This window comes from Paraglaciecola sp., from assembly GCF_039943935.1.
Lineage (GTDB): Bacteria > Pseudomonadota > Gammaproteobacteria > Enterobacterales > Alteromonadaceae > Paraglaciecola.
In genome coordinates this window covers 159,530-179,798 of the sequence record NZ_JBDUZQ010000023.1, presented here as the reverse complement: position 1 = coordinate 179,798, position 20,269 = coordinate 159,530, and the positions used below count along the sequence as shown (strand labels likewise).

Here is a 20,269-nt window from a genome sequence, read left to right as displayed (position 1 = left end):
CGTAATTATACGGATAGTCAACAGATAAGCAATGACACTAAAGTGACAATTAATTCAAAACTTGTTTACAGTTTGAAAAATGTAACAGGGGCCAAAGGCCCCAAAAGGTATTTGCTATTGACAAATAGTAGCAAAGCGCTGGAAATAATCAGGGAAAGTTTTAGCTGTACATTTAGGGTCATTAATTGTTACAGGAGTATCACTTAAGGCAACCAATGAAAAACACATCGCAACACGATGGTCATTGTAGGTATCAATATCTGCATGAATCAATTGTGATGGAGGTGTGATGGTTATAAAATCTTCACCTTCAATAACTGTAGCGCCAACTTTACGCAGTTCTGTACTCATAGCGGCTAAACGGTCAGTCTCTTTTACTCGCCAATTATAAATATTACGAATACTAGTATCGCCTGTAGCAAATAGTGCTGCGGTTGCAATAGTCATAGCGGCATCTGGAATATGATTCATATCTAAATCAATGCCATGTAAAGGAGCCCCCGTTACTTCTATATATTCTTCATGCCATTTAACTTTTGCACCCATTTCCTCTAATACTTCTGCAAACTTTATATCGCCTTGAATACTATTTTTACCAATACCAGTCACTTGGACTGTACCGCCTTTGATTGCTCCAGCAGCTAAAAAGTATGACGCAGAAGAGGCATCACCTTCCACCATAAATTTACCTGGGGAGTGATACTGTTGCGCCCCTTTTACTATAAAGGCTTGGTAAGCTTGATTTTCAACTTCAATACCAAATTTGGACATTGTGTCTAAGGTGATATCAATATATGGCTTTGAAACTAGTTCGCCGCTTATGGTAATAACAGTGTCATTTTCAAATAATGGAGCACTCATCAGTAAAGCAGTTAAAAATTGACTAGATACACTACCATCTACAGTGACGTTACCGCCATTTAAGGTTTTTCCTTTTATCAATAATGGGGGATAATCGGCATTTTTCAAATAACTAATATCCGCACCCGCTTGACGTAGCGAGTCCACTAAAGCACCAATAGGCCTTTCTTCCATTCTTGGCTCACCGGTTAGTTCAAATTCCCCTTGGCTCGCAGCTAATGCGGCACACAGCGGGCGCATTGCAGTCCCAGCGTTTCCTAAAAACAAAGTGATAGGGCTTTCTACTTTAAACGCACCTTGATTGCCTGTGACCCAGCATTCAGTTTTGCAATCTGACAAACGGTAACTAACCCCTAACTTTGTTAGGGCATTTAACATATGGTGAATGTCTTCACTGTCCAATAAATTTGTTAAATGAGTTTCACCTTTAGCAAGCGCCGCAAGTAGTAATGCGCGGTTAGATAAACTTTTAGAGCCTGGTACATTCACTGTACCTTGTATTTTTTTAATGGGGGATAACAACAATTGCTGCATTATTTGTGTCTCCTAGCAAATTCTTTCATAAAATTAGTTAAGGCTATCACGCCTTCTAAAGGCATCGCATTATAAATACTGGCGCGCATGCCTCCGACTTTACGGTGTCCTTTCAACGCCACCAAACCAAGAGCCTCTGCATCTTCCAGAAATACACTATCTAAGTCAGTATTAGGTAAATGAAAGGTTACATTCATTTTAGAGCGAAAATCAGGATGAACCTTATTGATATAGAAACCACTTTCATCAATGCATTGATATAAAAGCTCAGCTTTTTGGTTATTCACAGCTGCTATTTTGTCTAATCCACCTTGGGCTTTTAGCCACTTAAACACTAACCTTGCTAAATACCAAGAATAAGTAGGAGGGGTATTATACATAGAATTAAATTTAGCAATGGTTTGATACTTCATGTAAGAAGGTGTTTCTGCCATTGCAGAGTCTAATAAATCCTCTCTTACAATAACTACTGCCAATCCAGATGGTCCAATATTTTTCTGTGCGCCTGCATAGATAACACCAAACTTAGACACATCTATTGGTTGCGATAGGATATTTGAAGACATATCAACCACAATAGGGACATCTCCTGTTTCAGGAATGGTATTGACCTCTATTCCATCAACGGTTTCATTTGAGCAGTAATGGAAATAGGCTGCATTTTGATTAATCATTTCAGCAGTAATACAAGGAACAACAGACAAGCCTTCCTTATACTCTGTTTTTGCTACTAGGTGACTAGATAAATACTTGTTAGCTTCATCAAATGCATCTTGTGACCATGAACCCGTAGTTAAAAAGTCTGCCGTTTTGCCTCTCCCTTGTAAATTCATAGGAACAGCCGCAAATTGTCCGCGGCCACCACCATGAGCAAACAACACTTTGTAGTTATCTGGTATAGCGAGTAAATCCCGTAAATCTTGCTCTGCACTCTCTGCAAGGGCTATGTACTCTTTACTTCTGTGGCTAATTTCCATCACAGATCGACCTAAGCCTTGCCAGTCTAACAACTCTTTTTGAGCTTGTTGCATTACTTCAGCTGGTAGCATGGCTGGACCAGCACAAAAATTGTAAATTGTCATATGTATCCAAAACTAAGGAGATCAAAAAAAACGAGTGGCTGTAGCCACTCGTTCAGAGATAATAATTAATAAGCATTAACGCTTACTAATCAGTGAGTTTCCATACTTTTAGTATAAAAAATATGAATTGGTTATTCACCTTGGTTAGGTTCAGAAGGTTCATCTGTGGCTTCTGCTGAACTTGCCTCAATGGCATCTACTGTAACCGCTTCGTCAATTTCAACTTCCAGCTCTTCAACTTCATCAATACGTTGTAGGCCAACAACGTGTTCGCCTTCGATGGTACGAATTAGTCTCACACCTTGAGTATTACGACCAACCGTAGAAACTTCTTCAACACGGGTTCTAACAAGTGTGCCTTGGTCACTGATAAGCATAATTTCATCAGAATCATTAACCTGTACTGCCCCAACAACTTTACCATTTCGCTCGGACACTTTAATTGACACAACGCCTTGAGTCGCACGACTTTTGGCTGGGTAATCTGTAACAGGAGTTCGTTTGCCGAAGCCATTTTCAGTGGCGGTTAAAATTGCACCATCACCTTTTGGAACAATCAAAGACACTACTTTTTGGCCATCTTGTAAACGAATACCACGTACACCTGTTGCCGTACGTCCCATTGGACGTAATGCTAACAACTCTTCACCAGTCTCTGGATCAAGCTTCACTGCACCGGTTTCAGAGTCACGTTGCTTCTCATTAAAGCGTACAACTTTACCTGCGTCAGAGAACAACATAATATCGTCTTCGCCATGGGTAATATCCACCCCAATCAATTCATCACCATCATTTAAATTAACAGCAATAATACCGTTAGCTCTTGGACGTGAGTATGAAGTGAGAGCGGTTTTCTTAACAGTACCGTTAGCGGTTGCCATCAACACATATTTACCTTCTTCAAACTCTTGAATCGGTAAAATAGCGGTAATACGCTCACCTTCTTCTAAAGGTAAGATATTTACAATTGGACGACCTCGAGCATTACGGCTCGCTAAAGGTAGTTGATATACTTTTAACCAATATAAACGCCCACGAGTAGAGAAACATAAGATATGATCATGGGTATTCGCCACTAATAGCTTTTCAATGAAGTCTTCATCTTTCATCTTAGTCGCTGATTTACCGCGACCACCACGACGTTGAGATTCATAGTCATTTAACTTTTGATACTTAACATAACCTTCACGAGATAAGGTAACGACAACTTCTTCTCGCTCAATTAAGTCTTCAATATCTATGTCATGAGACGCTGCTGTTATCTCGGTACGGCGAGCATCGCCATATTCATCACGTACTTTTTCTAACTCTTCACGAATAACTTCCATTAGTCGTTCAGGGCTACTCAAGATGTGTAATAACTCAGCAATAACCTCTAGCAACTCTTTGTATTCTGACAATATCTTGTCATGTTCTAAACCAGTTAACTTGTTCAAGCGCAAATCTAATATTGCTTGAGCTTGTTGCTCGGTTAGATAGTATTGACCGTCGCGAATACCATACTGAGGTTCTAACCAGTCCGGTCTAGCGGCGTCATTTCCGGCACGCTCTAGCATTTCTGCTACATCACCCAGAGACCAGCCTTGGGCGGTTAAAGATACCTTAGCTTCAGCTGGACTTTTAGATGCTTTAATTAGCGCAATAATCGGGTCAATATTGACCAATGCAATCGCCAAACCTTCAAGAATATGAGCTCGCTCACGGGCCTTTTTAAGTTCAAACACAGTACGTCTAGTAACCACTTCACGTCTATGGAGAACAAATGCCTTAAGAATATCCAGAAGATTAAAAATTCTAGGCTGAGTTTTATCTAATGCAACCATATTTATACCAAACACAGTTTGCATCTGCGTTTGAGAATATAAATGGTTTAATAACACTTCTGCCGATTCATTACGTTTAACTTCAACAACTATGCGCATTCCGTCTTTATCGGACTCATCCCGAAGCGCAGATATACCCTCTATTTTTTTCTCTTTTACCAAGTCAGCAATTTTTTCAATTAAGCGAGCTTTGTTAACTTGATAAGGAATTTCATGAACGATTATGGTTTCTTTACCATTATCTTCTGTTTCTATTTCGGCACGGGCTCGCATGTAAATTTTGCCACGACCGGTACGATAAGCCTCTTCTATACCCTTTCTACCACTAATAAATGCAGCAGTTGGAAAATCTGGACCAGGTATATGTTCAATTAACTCCTCAATAGTTAATTCGGGGTTGTCTATTAATGCAATACAACCATTGACTACTTCGGTTAAATTGTGGGGTGGAATGTTAGTTGCCATTCCCACAGCAATACCGGAAGAGCCATTAACAAGTAAATTAGGAACTCTAGTCGGTAATACTTCCGGAATAAACTCAGTGCCATCGTAGTTAGCGACAAAGTCTACTGTTTCTTTTTCGAGGTCTGCTAGTAACTCATGGGCAATTTTCGCCATACGAATTTCTGTGTAACGCATTGCCGCCGCAGAGTCACCATCAACAGAACCAAAGTTACCTTGCCCATCGACTAACATATATCGAAGAGAAAAAGGCTGAGCCATACGAACGATAGTGTCATAAACAGCAGAATCACCATGAGGGTGATACTTACCGATTACGTCCCCTACTACACGAGCAGACTTTTTATAAGGTTTGTTGAAATCATTTTTTAATTCGTTCATAGCAAATAAAACACGGCGATGTACCGGTTTTAAACCATCTCGAACATCAGGCAGCGCCCTGCCAACAATAACGCTCATCGCATAATCGAGATAAGAGTTTTTAAGTTCTTCTTCTATATTAATAGGAAGAATTTCTTGGGCGTGATCAGTCATATACAGCCTTGTACCTAGTCGTAATTATTAAAATGTGTAAAAAGCAAATTTTCTGATAACGTTTGTTAGGCTAGGACTTAACATTGTTACTCCATTTACCAAGCTTTTGAACACTGAATTATTTTTCATTTCGAACAAGTTATCCTACCACCTACAGATTAAAATAAATAGTTAGATATAGCTCATATAGTGTGCAATTGGACCTCAAAACGTCATATAGGCGATTTTATTTGATAAGATAGTGGTATAAGCTAATCACTAAATAATAAACACAAACGCCATACATGAACCAATCGCAAAATGTTGACCCGAATGAAATACAAAAATTTTCAGATTTAGCTTCAAGATGGTGGGACCTCTCTGGAGAGTTTAAACCACTTCATCAAATTAACCCACTAAGAACAGATTACATTAATCAGCACAGCTTAGGATTAAGTAACAAGAAAGTGTTAGATGTAGGGTGTGGTGGAGGTATTTTGGCTGAAAGTATGGCGAAACACGGTGCAGATGTTATCGGTATTGACATGGGAGAAGCCCCATTAGAAGTTGCTCGACTACATGGCTTAGAGTCAGGATTGAGTGTTGATTACCAACAGGTAACAGCAGAAGAGTTTGCAGATAAACACCAAGCTACATTCGATGTTGTGACGTGTATGGAAATGTTAGAGCACGTACCTGACCCAAGCTCTGTCGTAAAAGCCTGCTATACATTAGTCAAGCCGGGGGGCCATGTATTTTTTTCTACCTTAAATAGAAATATCAAATCTTACCTTATGGCTATTGTTGGAGCCGAATATATATTAGGACTTGTACCCAAAGGCACTCATCAGCATGATAAATTCATCAAACCATCTGAATTAATGTCATGGATTGATGACACCCAATTACAAGTACAACGAATGATTGGACTTCATGTTAACCCGCTAACTCAAGAATATTACTTGTCTCAACAAAATGTTGATGTTAATTACATTATCCATTGTCAAAATGAGTCAATCTAGATGGTAACAAAACCTAATGCTATATTGTTTGATCTCGACGGAACATTATTAGAAACAGCAAAAGACTTAGGCAATGCCCTAAATCATGTATTAGAGACAATGCAACGCCCTTTAGTTTCCTATGAAGAATACAGAAATATTGCGTCAAATGGTGCAAAGGGAATGTTAGAGTTGGGGTTTGGTGATGAATTAAAATCTTTAGACTTTGAAGACTTACGTCAACAGTTTTTCACCCATTACGAAAATAATATTTGCGTTGATACAGTATTTTTTGAAGGGATAGAAACCCTACTTAACGAACTCAATCAGAAATCCATACCATGGGGTATTGTGACTAATAAGCCAGAATATTTAACTCTAAAGTTAGTCGAGTTTTTTCCTTTATTAAAAGAATGTAATGTAATAATCAGTGGCGACAGCCTCCCTGAAAGAAAGCCCCATCCAAAACCCTTACTTTATGCTCAAGAGCAACTAAAAATCCAATTTCCAAATACTTGGTATGTAGGTGATGCTCAACGAGATATTGAAGCTGCACATGCAGCTAATATGACCAGTGTTGTAGCAGAATATGGTTACTTGCCAAGCATTCAAGAAAGTCACAAATGGTTAGCTGATATTCATATTCAACATCCATTGGATTTACTTGCTTTTTTATAAAAATACAATCTTAGGCTAAAAATTCAAAACACGATATATAGTGGTATATATTGCAAACACCCCCTATATATCGATATATAATAAACTTCTGTTTTTTAAATCAAAAAAGTTTTAATAAAAAAATATTACCAAATTATTTCTTGCATTCCTTTTACACGCAACTCAAAAGGTGGTTTTAGGTGAGTCACTACTAACTTTTTTCTTATGCACCATCAGTGACCATAAAACCACCATATATTGGGTTGCAATCATCTTAAAACCTCACTATCTTGTGGTCTGTTCATTAATCAATACCTATGTATGAAATTCGCTGTATTGAACTATTTATTTTATAAAATATGAGCACATCAAAACCTAGAGAATAAGCATACGAGTTAACAGAAATATCTGTTACCTCGGGCAACATACTGCCATCTCTACTACTTACAATTATAAGTTACGGCTAAACATAAATATGAATAACAATTTATACGTCACTAAGCGTACTGGCGAACGTGAAATCATTGATTTGGAAAAAATCCATAAAGTGATTGAGTGGGCAGCCAAAGGATTAAATAACGTCTCTGTTTCACAAGTTGAAATTAAAGCACATATTCAATTTTACGACGGCATAAAAACCGCCGATATTCATGAAACCTTAATTCGTTCAGCCGCCGATCTTATTTCGACAGATTGCCCTGATTACCAATATCTTGCCGCACGATTAGCCATATTTCATTTACGTAAAAAAGCTTACGGCTGTTTTGAGCCACCTAAATTGTACGACCATATAAAAGCTATGGTTGCTAAAGGCAAATACGATGAACATTTATTAGAAGATTACAGCGAAGCTGAATTTGCAGAGATGAATGAATACCTCGACCATTGGCGAGATATGAACTTCAGTTATGCAGCGGTTAAACAACTAGAAGGTAAATACCTAGTCCAAAATCGGGTTACCGGTGAAATATACGAAAGTGCTCAGTTCTTATATATACTAGTAGCAGCATGTTTATTCGCGAATTACGAGAAAGAAACTCGTATGGACTACATCAAGCGTTTTTATGATGCCACGTCTAAGTTCAAAATATCTTTACCTACTCCTATTATGGCAGGTGTAAGAACCCCTACCCGCCAATTTAGCTCATGTGTTTTGATTGAAGCTGGTGACAGCTTAGATTCAATTAATGCCACCTCAAGTGCTATTGTAAAATACGTAAGCCAGCGAGCCGGTATTGGTGTAAATGCAGGACGTATTCGAGCATTAGGTAGTCCAATTCGTGGAGGTGAAGCTTTTCATACCGGTTGTATTCCTTTTTATAAGCATTTTCAAACTGCAGTTAAAAGCTGTTCACAAGGTGGAGTGCGTGGTGGTGCCGCTACTTTGTTTTATCCTCTATGGCATTTAGAGATTGAATCACTTCTAGTATTAAAAAATAACAGAGGTGTAGAAGAAAACCGCGTACGCCACTTAGATTATGGTGTTCAATTCAATAAATTGATGTACACACGTCTGATTAAAGATCAATACATCACCTTATTTAGCCCCTCTGATACACCTGGGCTTTATGATGCATTTTTCGCTGACCAAGATGAATTTGAACGTTTATACGTACAATACGAACAAGACGATAGTATCCGTAAAGAGCAAATCAAAGCCATTGAGTTGTTCAGCTTATTTATGCAAGAGCGAGCAAGTACTGGACGTATTTATCTACAAAACGTAGACCACTGTAATACTCATAGCCCATTTAATCCTAAGCTGGCACCAGTACGTCAAAGTAATTTATGTTTAGAAATAGCTTTACCTACTAAGCCTTTACAACATGTGAATGACGAAAATGGCGAAATTGCACTTTGCACATTATCAGCATTTAACCTAGGTGCGATTGAAAGCCTAGACGAGTTTGCAGAGCTGTCTGACTTAGCGGTACGTGCACTTGATAACTTATTAGATTACCAAGACTACCCTGTTCCAGCAGCCTATAACGCAACTATGGGCAGGCGTACACTCGGCATAGGCGTTATTAACTTTGCTTATTACCTAGCGAAGAATGGCGTAAAATATTCAGACGGCAGCGCTAATGGTTTAGTACACAAAACCTTTGAAGCCATGCAATACAACTTGATGAAAGCCTCCTGTAACCTGGCTAAAGAAAAAGGTGCATGTCCTAAATTTGACGAAACCACCTATTTCCAAGGGCTAATGCCAACAGACACCTACAAGAAAGACCTAGATAAAATTTGTGATGAACCATTACATTGTGACTGGGATGCCTTAAGAGCTGATATCAAACAGTATGGATTACGTAATAGTACGCTATCGGCCTTAATGCCCTCAGAAACATCATCACAAATATCAAACGCCACTAATGGTATCGAACCTCCGCGGGGGCATATTAGTATTAAGTCTAGTAAAGACGGAGTACTTAAGCAGGTTGTACCTGAGTACGAAAAACTTAAAGACAAATACGAACTCTTATGGGATTTACCATCAAACGACGGTTACTTAGAGCTAACTGGCATCATGCAAAAATTTGTTGACCAAACGATTTCTGCTAATACCAGTTACGATCCTAATAAATACGAAGGTGGTAAGGTTCCCATGAAATTACTGCTTAAAGACTTGTTAACTAGCTATAAACTAGGCGTTAAAACGCTTTATTACCACAACACCCGAGACGGTGCTGATGACTCAACTCAGCAAGAGCTGACAAATCAAAAGTTTGTTCCTCAAGAAGTTGTGGTAGAAGAAGATGACGACTGTGCTGGCGGCGCTTGTAAGATCTAAATTCGATTAGCTGCTTCGGCAGCTTTTTCTGAGCAGTTTGAATAATAAATGGCAACAAGACTTAATGAAATATACAACTTTTAATCAAATTAATAATAACCCACTAACAGAGCCAATGTTTTTCGGTAACCCGGTCAACGTAGCTCGTTATGATCAACAAAAACATCAAATTTTTGAAAAGTTGATAGAAAAGCAAATAAGCTTTTTTTGGCGCCCTGAAGAAGTTGATGTGAGTAAAGATAGAGTTGATTTTCAAAAATTAAGCGACTCAGAAAAGCACATTTTTATTTCTAATTTAAAATATCAAACGCTACTTGATTCCATACAAGGTAGAAGCCCAAACATTGCGTTTCTGCCGATTATCTCTATCCCAGAATTAGAAACTTGGGTGGAAACCTGGTCCTTTTTTGAAACGATTCATTCACGTTCTTATACTCATATTTTGCGTAACCTTTTTGGTGACCCAAGTAGTATATTCAACGATATAGTCGAGAACGAAGAGATCAAAAAGCGGGCTGCAGATATTTCAAAATATTATGACGACCTAATTTTTGCTACCCAGCTTTGGCAAACTCTAGGTGAAGGAGTTCATACAGTCAAAGGTGTTACGCACACTATTACCATGCGTGAATTAAAGAAAAAGTTATACCTGTGCATGAACTCAGTTAATGCATTAGAAGCTATTCGCTTTTATGTTTCTTTTGCTTGTACTTTTGCGTTTGCAGAAAGAGAACTAATGGAAGGCAATTCTAAAATCATTCGCTTAATAGCTAGAGATGAAAACTTACACCTTACCTCTACTCAGCATGTCATTAATTTGTGGGCAAAAGGCAAAGATGATCCTGAAATGGCTGAGATTGCTGAAGAATGTAAAGAAGAAGCCAAGGAGATATTTCTTAACGCAGTAGAGCAGGAAAAAGAATGGGCCGCATTTTTATTTCAACATGGCTCTATGATTGGCTTGAACAAAGAAATTTTATGCCAGTACGTTGAGTTTATTGCAAACCATAGAATGTCAGCAATAGGCCTTGGGCAACCATTTGATGTAAAAAGTAATCCACTGCCCTGGATGAACAATTACTTAAGTTCAGATAATGTACAAGTTGCCCCACAGGAATCTGAAATCAGCTCTTACTTAGTGGGTCAAATTGACTCTGAGGTAAGTGCAGATGATTTTGGTGATTTTGATTTATAAATGAGTAAAAACACAAACAGTTTTATGGTGGATATCAAACACCATAAAACGGTTCAGCATCAGCCAAACAAAAGCTTACTAGAAACAATAGAAGTACATAATATTGAGATCCAATATCATTGCCGTGAAGGTTACTGCGGAGCCTGTCGTACGAAACTTATTAAAGGTGAGGTAGAGTATAAAACCGATCCCTTAGCCTTTATTGATGATAATGAAATATTGCCTTGTTGTTGCTTTCCTTTAAGCTCTATAGAAATTGAAATTGACTAAGTCCTAAAATTAACAATAACAGCTTGCATGCATTATTTGTGGCAAACATAACATTTTTAAGGACATACCGTGACACCAAAAGATTTACTACTAGCAGTCTTCATTATTATAGTGTGGGGCGTTAACTTTGTAGTTATAGCCTGGGGACTTGAAGACATGCCTCCCTTATTAATGGGCGGTCTACGCTTTTTGCTAGTCGCTTCAGTTGGGTCATTGTTCTTTAAACGTCCTAATACACCCATTAAATGGTGGTTCGCCTATGCATTACCTATTAGCTTTTTACAGTTTGCATTTTTGTTTTCGGCACTTGCTTTTGGCATGCCAGCCGGTCTTGCGTCTTTAGTCCTGCAATCTCAAGCATTGTTTACCTTAATTTTTGCCAGTTTTCTCTTACACGAAAACATTAAGTCACATCAAATCCTTGCACTTGTTATTGCAGCTTTAGGTTTATCATTGATTGCCATGAGCCAAGATAGTCAAAACATGACAGCCATAGGTTTTGCTCTCACCTTAGCTGGCGCTGCAGGCTGGGCTTTAGGTAATATTAGTGCGAGAAAAATTAGCCAAAAAGGTTACGCCTCAAATGTGAATTTGGTTATCTGGAGCGCATGGATCCCCCCTATTCCCTTCTTTATTTTTAGTTATTTTTTTGAAGGTCCAGATGTAATTTATCAAACTTTATCAAATTTTAGTCTGCAATCTTGGTGGGCTTTAATATATTTAGCTGCTGTAGCAACCATTATGGGTTATGGATTGTGGGGATATTTACTAGGGAAGTACCCAGCAGCACAAATAGCCCCTCTGACACTTGGTGTGCCACTAGTAGGCTTAACAGCTGCTTCGGTACTCCTTAGTGAAGAAATAACAACACCTCAATGGCTAGGGATTTTGCTAGTTCTGTTGGGCTTAATTACCAACCTAATAGGTGGAAAGTTAATAAAAAAACGCTCAGTCAAACCCAACTAGTAGACTTCAATTCTATATTTACCTGATACAAGAGGAATGAGCTTGCGCTTTTCCCCCATCAGCACGCTCTGCATTCTAGAAGTATATAGTTCTCCATTAACGTTAAACTGGTTAAACGTCGCTGGAACCCATAGCTGTGCTTTTGTGTTTGCAGGAACATCAATTTGCAACGCCCACTTTACCTGTTCTTGTTCCTGACTTACGTTTAGTTCTGTATAAATAGGGCCTTGTATCGTAGGCGTTGTTAACCTAACCTCAGAGAGTGAAGCGGGTTGAGGTACGATACGAAATTCTTTAAAGCCTGATTCAACCGGTTCTATCCCCATTAAACGCCGAGGTATAACATTAGCGGGAGCGCTTCCCCATGCGTGGTTCCACGTAAGGTTAGGTTTAAAATGCTCATCCCATGCCTCAGTTGTCATAGTTGACCCCACCTTTAACATGTTTAGCCAACTGCGTTTACTATCAGATGTCATTAAAGACAACGCATAATCAGCTTCACCGACTCTATACAATCCATCTAACAAATGCTGTGCACCATACACACTTGCAGCCATACCTCGGCTTTTAACAAATTCAGTCACTGATGAGACATGCTCTTCTGGAACTAGGCCAAACGCCAGAGGAAACATATTTGCATGTAACGAAGCATGCTCTGTTCCAATACCATCAACAAATCGCCCTTTGTCTTTGTCAAACATGTGTTCCAGCATACTCGTATTAACGATACTTGCTTGGTGCTTGAACCAAGCTTGATCACTTGCGTTTCCTACTACTTCTGCAATATCAGACATGATGTTTAGTACATTAACGTGATACGCATTAACCACAGTATTGTAATCAGTAAAAACGTAACCGTCTCGCTCACCTTCAGGTGTAGGCCCTGCATTTCTAGCTTGCTTTTTACCCGCTTCAGTCCCTTTGGGCCAATCTACAATATCTCTAAATTTCTGACCGTCATAATGCAACCGATTTAATAGATCTTGCGTTAGTTTGTCGGTTTTAGAACTTATCAATCCATCTTCTCTGGCTAACTCATGTAAGGTTTTAACCTTTAAGTCAGTGTAATATTCGACTAAGAAATCGCTGTTACCGCTATACATGTAGTCTTGCCATGCAATCATTAACATATGCATATGCCACTCTGTTGGCCAAGACGCATGGTGTAGTAAAAATTTAGCAGTATAACGCGCCACACTATACTCTCTGTCTACATTGTAATGTCCTAACTGCTGAATATAGGCATCGGCTTCATAAGGCATGCGTTCACGGTTTCCATCAGCATAAACCCCTAAGAATGGTGTTGCTTTTAAAGTGTACTTACTTAAATCCCACACTCTATTTAGCGCATCACTGCTACTTGTAAAGGATGAAGCATTATCATCAAAAGGATAATACAGCGCATATTGTGTAACAGAATCAATCACTACTCCTGTAGTTGGCAAGATGATCTCAGCAAACCTAAAGGGTAATACTTCTGGGTAAAAAGGCGCTAATTTTTGGTGGTGAGGAGACTTTGAATGATTAGCAGGAATTTGTACTTGGTACTCATGAGTTCCTTTTTTTATCGACAAATTTAGCTTTTCATAACCAATAAATGAATGCCCTGGATGTTTATTAATCAAGCCATCATCAGATAAACGCTCACCTAAAAAAACAGTTAATTCTGCAACTTCTGAAGCAGTTATTGTTACTTTTAAAGTAGAAAATGCCGCTTTTTCAAACTCAGCTAAATAAATATTTGGTTTTATTTCAGACATGCTAACAGGTGATATATCTTCAAACATTGCTGTTTGCCTGTCTTCCGACACCCACTGCTTATCGGTTAGCTCTACCCATTGGCTTTCTCCAGGCCACAGCTCGCTTCTCATCTCATGACTGGTTTCACCCATATTGAACTGTTGCCACTGACTGTAATGACTTAGCTCCCCATCAGTCGTCCATACCCTTACTTTCCAATAGTATGATGTGTTAGCTTGCAGAGGTGTTCCGGCATATTCAATATCAAGGTTTGCATTCCCTTCAACCTTTCCACTATCCCACATATTTGCATTCTCTTGAGCAAGTAACTCTTGGTTATTCGCTACGAGTATCTGAAATGCCTGTTGGTTTTGTCCTTCTTTTCCTAGCCTCCAAGAAAACTCAGGCGCTACGTCGGTAATAACCGCTTTTTCTGGCCAACGTAACAATTCAGTCAACAACCCAATAGGCGCCGTAATTAACTCTTCAGAGCTAGCCGAAGACATTGATGATGGAGCGGGTGAACAAGATATGAAATAAACAATGAAAAATAAATAACCTACTGCACGCATAATACAATTTCTCTCATGATTGAAGTTTTATTAAAGGCTAAAATTTAAAAACGACTTAATTAACGCTATTTGCCATGTGCTGCGCCTGCATACTTAGCTCTGCTGCCTTAAAAGCGTGAGCTTGTGTCATGGCGTTTTCTGTCCTGTTAATCACATCTAAAATTAGCCGCCCAAAAAAAGGAAAACCACTTTTTCCTGAGCAGTCAATTTCTTGCTCGGTGTTACCATTAGTTAAAAACAATTTAGATGAAGGCGCTTGGCGAGCAACATCATTGTACTTTCGGCATTCAATATTGCCTTCGGTACCCAATATAAAGGTACGACCATCGCCCCAAGTTGCTTGCCCATCAGGTGTAAACCAATCGACTCGGGCATAAAATGATGCACCATTGTCACCTGTCATTGAAACTTCACCAAAATCTTCTAGCCCTTCTTTATCAGGGTTATCCATGTTACTAGCGCGGGCAAAGTTTATGTTGGCACTAGTCGCACCTGAATAAGCAAGAAACTGTTCCACTTGATGAGAACCAATGTCCGTTAATATTCCTCCGTAGGCTTCTTTATTAAAAAACCAATCTGGTCGAGTATTTTTAGACAAACGGTGCGGAGCCAAAGTAACCACTTGTAAAACGCGACCAATAGCACCTGCGGTGATTAATTCACCAGCTTGCCATGCAGCCTCATTATGTAAACGTTCGGCATAATATACGGCATACTTTTGTTTAGTCTTTGCTACCACGTCTTTTACCTGTTGCAGTTGCTCAATAGTGGTAAAGGGGGATTTATCCGTAAAATAATCTTTACCTGCCCCCATAACTTGAATACCGATATCCGCTCTTAGATTTGGCACTGCCGCACTAGCAACCAATTGCGTTTGATTATCTTGCAGAATCTGTTCAAAAGACGTCGCAACTTCAACCTGTGGAAACTTATCGCAAAAGTCAGATAAGCGTTTAGCATCAGTATCAAATACATACTTAAGAGTCGCCCCCGCTTGCACTAAGCCGTTGGCTTGGGCATAAATATGCCCGTGATCTAAAAACGCTACGGAAAAGAAAAACTGCCCTTGCTCGACTACTTTTTCAACACGTCCTTCAGGGCTATAATTTGCTCCGTCTTTGATATTTTTATCCGTCATTTTCATCCCAATTTTACATAAGTTGAATACACTACACTCGCCAAGACCGTGACAATACATAACAGCATAGCCACATTAAACAGCAGTCTTTTCACACCTTTGGGCCTAGCATGTCCCAAATAGGCTTTGTTATTGTGTAATGATGCCCAGCCAATATAGGCGATAGGAAGCAAAAAACCACATATTGCAGAGGTTGGTAACACTACATACGCCCCCATTGTCGACCATACAAAGACTCCTAATACCGCTGGAGTTGGCGCAAGTAGAGCTAGCTTGTATTGCAAACTTCCTTCTTTCCAATTAAACATTGCGGCGGCGGCTGAACCGCAACACAACATATGCATCACAAGTGAACCTACCGCCATTCCTAAAATACCAAAAGCAAAAATAAGGCGACTGGTCACTTCATCTAAGCCTGCAGACATAAACATTTTACCGGCTTGTGCCGGGCTCAACTTTCCTTGAATATCCAAATCGGAGCCATAAAAAGCGCCAGCTGCCGCAATACTAATTAAGCTTGTGACCAAGATGTATGGCATAACCAAGCCAAAAGCAATGTCATAACGTGATAACTCAACGTGATCGGGTGTCCACTTTTTATGAAGCAAAGTGTAACCATATATAAAGGTCATATTAATACCGACTGCACTACCAAGAGCCGCCATCATGGTAGTGACACCTGCAGATGTTTGAGGTAAAGAAGAAGGGATATAACCAGCCATAACTGCAGCCCAATCCACCTTCCCATTCAATGAAGCGCTTATAACCACCCAAGCAAACGCAATCACAATCAGGCCACTTAATACCTTAATGCTGGTTTCAAAAATCTTAACCGCACTATGTTTACCAGATTGACTTTCATCAACCTGATCACCATAACGCCAAGATGTATAGGCGCACCCTGCCCAAACTAATAAAGCAAGAGCCAGTAAATACCCATCCCTAGCCGCCCCTCCTTGTTGCTGTTCCACTGAGAACCCGCTGGAAACCACAATTATTTCTTCCAACATTCCCGCACTTAATGGGTAATGAGCAAAGCCCCAAATAATACTCGAAGCAAAAGCGGCAATCGCCCATGCCCAAGCTAAAGGAGCATTAACATGTTTTTTCATAGACTCAAAAGGAGACGTTTGACTATGTAAAGTTTGATGGGCTAACGCAAATAACATAATACAGCCAATAACCATCGCAACCGGTTGTACCCACAAAAACTCATATCCAAATACAGCACCTATGGTTAACGAAGTAACCGCACTCCCCCCACCCAACGTCATCGCACCTTGTAACCAACCTGGCCCACTTAATTTTAAATAAGTAGGCACTCTAGCAAACCAAGGCTTTTTCGCTAAGGCTGTAAGTATTTCAACTTCATTACTCTTGGTTGTGGTTGATTGGGTCATCTATATGATGCCCCCATATCAATGTTTGCCTTAACATTAGACTTAGTACGTAATCGTGAATGGGCTAACTTCTCATTTAAAGCTTGCTGGTAACCATCACTATCTAATGGCAAAGCGATTTCCTGTTTTGTCCAGGCAGACCATAAAATAGCATTCGCTATAGACAAAGACTTAATGCCCTCTTCTGCTGGGGCAATGAGAGGCTGCAGGTTTACCGTAGCTTCTATGAAGTTGTTTATCACCACTGCATGTTGGTTCACATCTTCGGTAGGTGTAATGTCTTGGACTGATTTTTCAGGTTGCCCAAACATATCATTGGTTTCGCGATTATAAACTGAGGTAGAAGGAGTATTTAAGGTGAGGGTTAGTCGCTCTCCATCAAAACTTAACATCCCTTTATCTCCGACTATATCTAAGCGGTTTACACCTGGAGATTCGCCAGTCGAACCAATAAACACACCGGTAGCGCCATTGGGATATTCAAAATAGGCAGTGGCTTCATCTTCTACTTCTATATTGTGGTACTTTCCAAAGCCACAAAAACCTTGGATAGAAACAGGCATGCCACATAACCACTGTAAGATATCGATATTATGAATACATTGATTGACCAGTAATCCGCCACCTTCACCATGCCAAGTGGCACGCCAATCAGAAACTTGGAAATACACTTCAGGACGAAACCAATTAGTCATGGTCCAATTAGTTCGCTGTAACTCACCTAACATACCTGTGTCTATAATGCTTTTCATCTTTGCAAAAACAGGGGATACACGCTGATTTAACATCAGGCCGAATATTTGCTTAGGGCCAACAGCTGCGAGTAATTGGTGCCCTTCAGAAACAGATAAACCAATAGGTTTCTCCATTAGCAGATGCATGCCTTTATTCAATACGTAAAGGCCCATTTTAAGATGATTCATAGTAGGAGTCGCAATAAGCACACCATCACATAGCCCAGAATCAACTAATGCTTTGTAACAGGTAAAATGTTCTGCCCCAATGCCTTGTGCTACATCGCTTAATGTTCTTGAGGCAACGGCTGTGACGGTACAATTCTTCACATAACCACTAGTAACATGTTTAATATGTTGCTGGCCTATATTGCCTAGCCCTACTACACCTAATCGAAAATCACTCATAAGTTACCAATTTTTTATCTGTGTTGATTCAACCTACTAATGAACATAATGTAAATGCCTATTGACACCGGTGTCAATAGGCATTTACATTATTGCTACATTTAAATAGCAATCGTGAAAATCGTCACAGCCAATTACATGCACTTAATGTAAAATAAAAAAACAGTACTCTCTCTTTCACTTGGATCTTGGTTACTACCGTTTATGTCTAAAAACTCGATAAAAAGCCTACAGCTCAATATATTTGCGACTCTATGTATCGCCGGTTCAGTCGCTTTACCTAACGGTACTTTTGCAAATGAAATAGAGGTATTTACTGTTACAGGCTCTCATATACAAGACTCATCCTTGATTGAGGCAATTCCAAACATTAGTTTGTCTGCCACTGATATTTCAGCCATGGCACCTAACAACCTCGCAGACGTTTTAACGGGGTTACCGGGCGTAGACATTAGCCAACAGGGCGGAATTAGTGGTCTAACCTATTTATCTATCAGAGGGGGAGATCCTAATTTTGTTGTTATTTTAATTGATGGTGTAAAAGTAAATGACTCTACCAATAGTCGTGGAGGCGCATTCGATTTAGGTAGCATTGACCCAAATACGATTGAAAAAGTGGATATCTTCTATGGTAGTTTCTCAACAGTCTATGGCTCTGATGGATTATCTGGTGTATTGAGTATTACAACTAAGCAATCTGACCAATTAGCAGCAAGTGCGTCAGTTAAAGTTGGTGAAAATACAACGGGAGGAAATATTCGCCTCAGCTCCCCCATCGGCGAGAGTGTTAACTTGAATCTAAATGCCTCTATTCAAGACGGTGATAGCAGTACTTATGGTGAAGCATTTCAACGTAAACAATTCACAACTTCGATACGCTCTAATGAAAATTTAAACACTCAATGGGATGTATCTGCACTCTATATTGACGGTAAAGGCCAATACTTTCCAGAAGATAGTGGTGCAGATAGACTAGCAGTAATACGTACCCCAGAAACACGGGCTTATACGCAAGCTAATGTTGCAGCTCGTATACAACACGAGTTTGCAAACGCCCTTAACGTCAGTGCACATGCTGCATTTTCGAAACGTGATGAGCAACTCTCAAACCCAGGTATTGCAGAAGGTGTGTTAGATGGCTTACCGCCAATCGAAAGTACTACTGAATACAAGCGAACCGATATCAATGTTACTGCAAACTATCCATTATTTGACAGTCTACATGCTGCATTAGGTGTCGCTGCCAGTGATGAGAATGGTGGTATGCAAAGCATCATTGATTTTGGGTTTCCGCTAGAAGCAAATTACTCACTAAACAGACAGGTAGAATCCATTTTTACAGAGTTAGCATTTACACCTTTCGCAGCGCTCAATATAATATCAGGCATTAGATACGACAAAACCGATGATCTAAGTGTAACTACGAAACGCCTACTTGCCAATTTGAGCTTAGATAACAACACCCGTTTATCCGCTCAATATAGTGAAGGGTTTAAACTATCTAGTTTTTTTGCATTAGGGCATCCTTTGGTAGGTAATCCCGAGCTGCAACCTGAACGCAGCGAAAATATTGAACTTAGTCTTGCTCATACTTTATTAAAAAACCGCTTATCTACAAGCATGAGTCTTTATCAAAATACATATTCTAACCTAGTAGACTTTGACCCAGAGACCTTTACCAACGTTAATCGTTCAAAGGTAAGAGTAAAAGGTGCCGAAGCCTCAGGTAGCTTTCGAGCAAGTGAAGCGGTTAAGCTTACAGCCCAAATTACCTATACAAATATTAACACCTTTGAGGCTGATGTTGTTCTGCGCCGTCGGCCAGAATTTAAAGGAAGTATGAATATAAATTATGAGGTAACGCCTACACTGAATGTAGCGGCCAAATACACAATTAATGGTAAGTACTATGATAGCTCGGTCCCGACAGGACAACTTGAATTAGATGGCTATAACCAATTAGATATATCAGTTTACTGGGCTATTAACCATAAAACCAATATTCGCTTGAATATACAAAATGCTTTAAATAATGATCAAGAGCAGACCATAGGGTTTAACAATTTAGGTCACCAAGTTAGCCTTCGTATTTATAGAGAAATTTAATTATCCTCAGCCAACT

Annotated in this window: 14 protein-coding genes; 7 read left to right on the top strand and 7 right to left on the bottom strand. The window is 39.5% G+C overall.

Annotated elements, in window-relative coordinates; genetic code table 11:
- Window positions 1-114: 114 nt before the first annotated feature.
- The 3 genes from aroA to gyrA form a co-directional block, all read right to left on the bottom strand.
- Window positions 115-1,395: a 3-phosphoshikimate 1-carboxyvinyltransferase gene (gene aroA / locus ABJD71_RS15630; RefSeq protein ID WP_348171467.1), complete on the bottom strand. Its 1,281-nt coding sequence runs from the start codon at window positions 1,393-1,395 to the stop codon at window positions 115-117.
- Window positions 1,395-2,477, bottom strand: a complete 1,083-nt coding sequence (gene serC, locus ABJD71_RS15625) for a 3-phosphoserine/phosphohydroxythreonine transaminase (RefSeq protein ID WP_348171465.1) — start codon at window positions 2,475-2,477, stop codon at window positions 1,395-1,397. The genes aroA and serC overlap by 1 nt, the downstream gene beginning before the upstream one ends.
- A gap of 131 nt (window positions 2,478-2,608) precedes the next feature.
- On the bottom strand, window positions 2,609-5,296 hold the full coding sequence (gyrA, locus tag ABJD71_RS15620) for a DNA topoisomerase (ATP-hydrolyzing) subunit A (RefSeq protein WP_348171462.1): 2,688 nt from the start codon (window positions 5,294-5,296) through the stop codon (window positions 2,609-2,611).
- A 284-nt stretch (window positions 5,297-5,580) separates the two neighbouring features.
- Here gyrA and ubiG point away from each other — a divergent pair, with 284 nt between their 5' ends.
- The 6 genes from ubiG (at window position 5,581) to ABJD71_RS15590 (ending at window position 12,155) form a co-directional block, all read left to right on the top strand.
- Window positions 5,581-6,297 (top strand): bifunctional 2-polyprenyl-6-hydroxyphenol methylase/3-demethylubiquinol 3-O-methyltransferase UbiG, encoded by a 717-nt coding sequence (gene ubiG, locus ABJD71_RS15615; RefSeq protein ID WP_348171459.1) that lies wholly within the window; start codon window positions 5,581-5,583, stop codon window positions 6,295-6,297.
- Entirely contained in the window at window positions 6,298-6,954 is a 657-nt protein-coding gene (locus ABJD71_RS15610; protein ID WP_348171456.1) for an HAD-IA family hydrolase, read from the top strand.
- A gap of 454 nt (window positions 6,955-7,408) precedes the next feature.
- Window positions 7,409-9,724 (top strand): class 1a ribonucleoside-diphosphate reductase subunit alpha, encoded by a 2,316-nt coding sequence (nrdA, locus tag ABJD71_RS15605; protein WP_348171453.1) that lies wholly within the window; start codon window positions 7,409-7,411, stop codon window positions 9,722-9,724.
- Between the two features lie 64 nt (window positions 9,725-9,788).
- Entirely contained in the window at window positions 9,789-10,919 is a 1,131-nt protein-coding gene (gene nrdB, locus ABJD71_RS15600) for a class Ia ribonucleoside-diphosphate reductase subunit beta (protein ID WP_348171450.1), read from the top strand.
- Entirely contained in the window at window positions 10,920-11,189 is a 270-nt protein-coding gene (yfaE, locus tag ABJD71_RS15595) for a class I ribonucleotide reductase maintenance protein YfaE (RefSeq protein WP_348171447.1), read from the top strand.
- 69 nt (window positions 11,190-11,258) lie between these two features.
- Window positions 11,259-12,155, top strand: a complete 897-nt coding sequence (locus ABJD71_RS15590; protein ID WP_348171444.1) for an EamA family transporter — start codon at window positions 11,259-11,261, stop codon at window positions 12,153-12,155.
- On the opposite strand, the gene ABJD71_RS15585 is transcribed toward ABJD71_RS15590, so the two are convergent.
- The 4 genes from ABJD71_RS15585 to ABJD71_RS15570 are packed head-to-tail and all read right to left on the bottom strand — an operon-like array spanning window position 12,152 to window position 18,147.
- Window positions 12,152-14,467, bottom strand: a complete 2,316-nt coding sequence (locus ABJD71_RS15585; protein WP_348171441.1) for an alpha-L-rhamnosidase C-terminal domain-containing protein — start codon at window positions 14,465-14,467, stop codon at window positions 12,152-12,154. The two genes, ABJD71_RS15590 and ABJD71_RS15585, sit on opposite strands and share 4 nt — an antisense overlap.
- 55 nt (window positions 14,468-14,522) lie before the next feature.
- Window positions 14,523-15,605, bottom strand: coding sequence for a Gfo/Idh/MocA family oxidoreductase (locus ABJD71_RS15580; RefSeq protein WP_348171438.1), 1,083 nt, complete (start codon window positions 15,603-15,605; stop codon window positions 14,523-14,525).
- Window positions 15,606-15,607: 2 nt separating this feature from the next.
- Window positions 15,608-17,005, bottom strand: a complete 1,398-nt coding sequence (locus ABJD71_RS15575; protein ID WP_348171435.1) for a divalent metal cation transporter — start codon at window positions 17,003-17,005, stop codon at window positions 15,608-15,610.
- The gene (locus tag ABJD71_RS15570) at window positions 17,002-18,147 is read right to left on the bottom strand and encodes a Gfo/Idh/MocA family oxidoreductase (protein WP_348171432.1); all 1,146 of its coding nucleotides are present in this window, start codon (window positions 18,145-18,147) and stop codon (window positions 17,002-17,004) included. The genes ABJD71_RS15575 and ABJD71_RS15570 overlap by 4 nt, the downstream gene beginning before the upstream one ends.
- A gap of 204 nt (window positions 18,148-18,351) precedes the next feature.
- Between ABJD71_RS15570 and ABJD71_RS15565 the strand changes: the two genes are divergently transcribed.
- A complete protein-coding gene (locus tag ABJD71_RS15565; protein WP_348171429.1) occupies window positions 18,352-20,253 on the top strand; it encodes a TonB-dependent receptor in 1,902 nt (633 codons plus the stop codon).
- Window positions 20,254-20,269 lie beyond the last annotated feature (16 nt).

Excerpts from the sequence above, each read along its gene's own strand:
- aroA (WP_348171467.1), bottom strand. The coding sequence starts at position 1,395 with ATGCAGCAATTGTTGTTATCCCCCATTAAAAAAATACAAGGTACAGTG.
- nrdA (WP_348171453.1), top strand. The coding sequence starts at position 7,409 with ATGAATAACAATTTATACGTCACTAAGCGTACTGGCGAACGTGAAATC.
- yfaE (WP_348171447.1), top strand. The coding sequence starts at position 10,920 with ATGAGTAAAAACACAAACAGTTTTATGGTGGATATCAAACACCATAAA.
- ABJD71_RS15585 (WP_348171441.1), bottom strand. The coding sequence starts at position 14,467 with ATGCGTGCAGTAGGTTATTTATTTTTCATTGTTTATTTCATATCTTGT.
- nrdB (WP_348171450.1), top strand. The coding sequence starts at position 9,789 with ATGAAATATACAACTTTTAATCAAATTAATAATAACCCACTAACAGAG.
- serC (WP_348171465.1), bottom strand. The coding sequence starts at position 2,477 with ATGACAATTTACAATTTTTGTGCTGGTCCAGCCATGCTACCAGCTGAA.
- ABJD71_RS15565 (WP_348171429.1), top strand. The coding sequence starts at position 18,352 with ATGTCTAAAAACTCGATAAAAAGCCTACAGCTCAATATATTTGCGACT.
- ABJD71_RS15575 (WP_348171435.1), bottom strand. The coding sequence starts at position 17,005 with ATGACCCAATCAACCACAACCAAGAGTAATGAAGTTGAAATACTTACA.
- ABJD71_RS15570 (WP_348171432.1), bottom strand. The coding sequence starts at position 18,147 with ATGAGTGATTTTCGATTAGGTGTAGTAGGGCTAGGCAATATAGGCCAG.
- ubiG (WP_348171459.1), top strand. The coding sequence starts at position 5,581 with ATGAACCAATCGCAAAATGTTGACCCGAATGAAATACAAAAATTTTCA.
- ABJD71_RS15580 (WP_348171438.1), bottom strand. The coding sequence starts at position 15,605 with ATGACGGATAAAAATATCAAAGACGGAGCAAATTATAGCCCTGAAGGA.
- ABJD71_RS15610 (WP_348171456.1), top strand. The coding sequence starts at position 6,298 with ATGGTAACAAAACCTAATGCTATATTGTTTGATCTCGACGGAACATTA.
- gyrA (WP_348171462.1), bottom strand. The coding sequence starts at position 5,296 with ATGACTGATCACGCCCAAGAAATTCTTCCTATTAATATAGAAGAAGAA.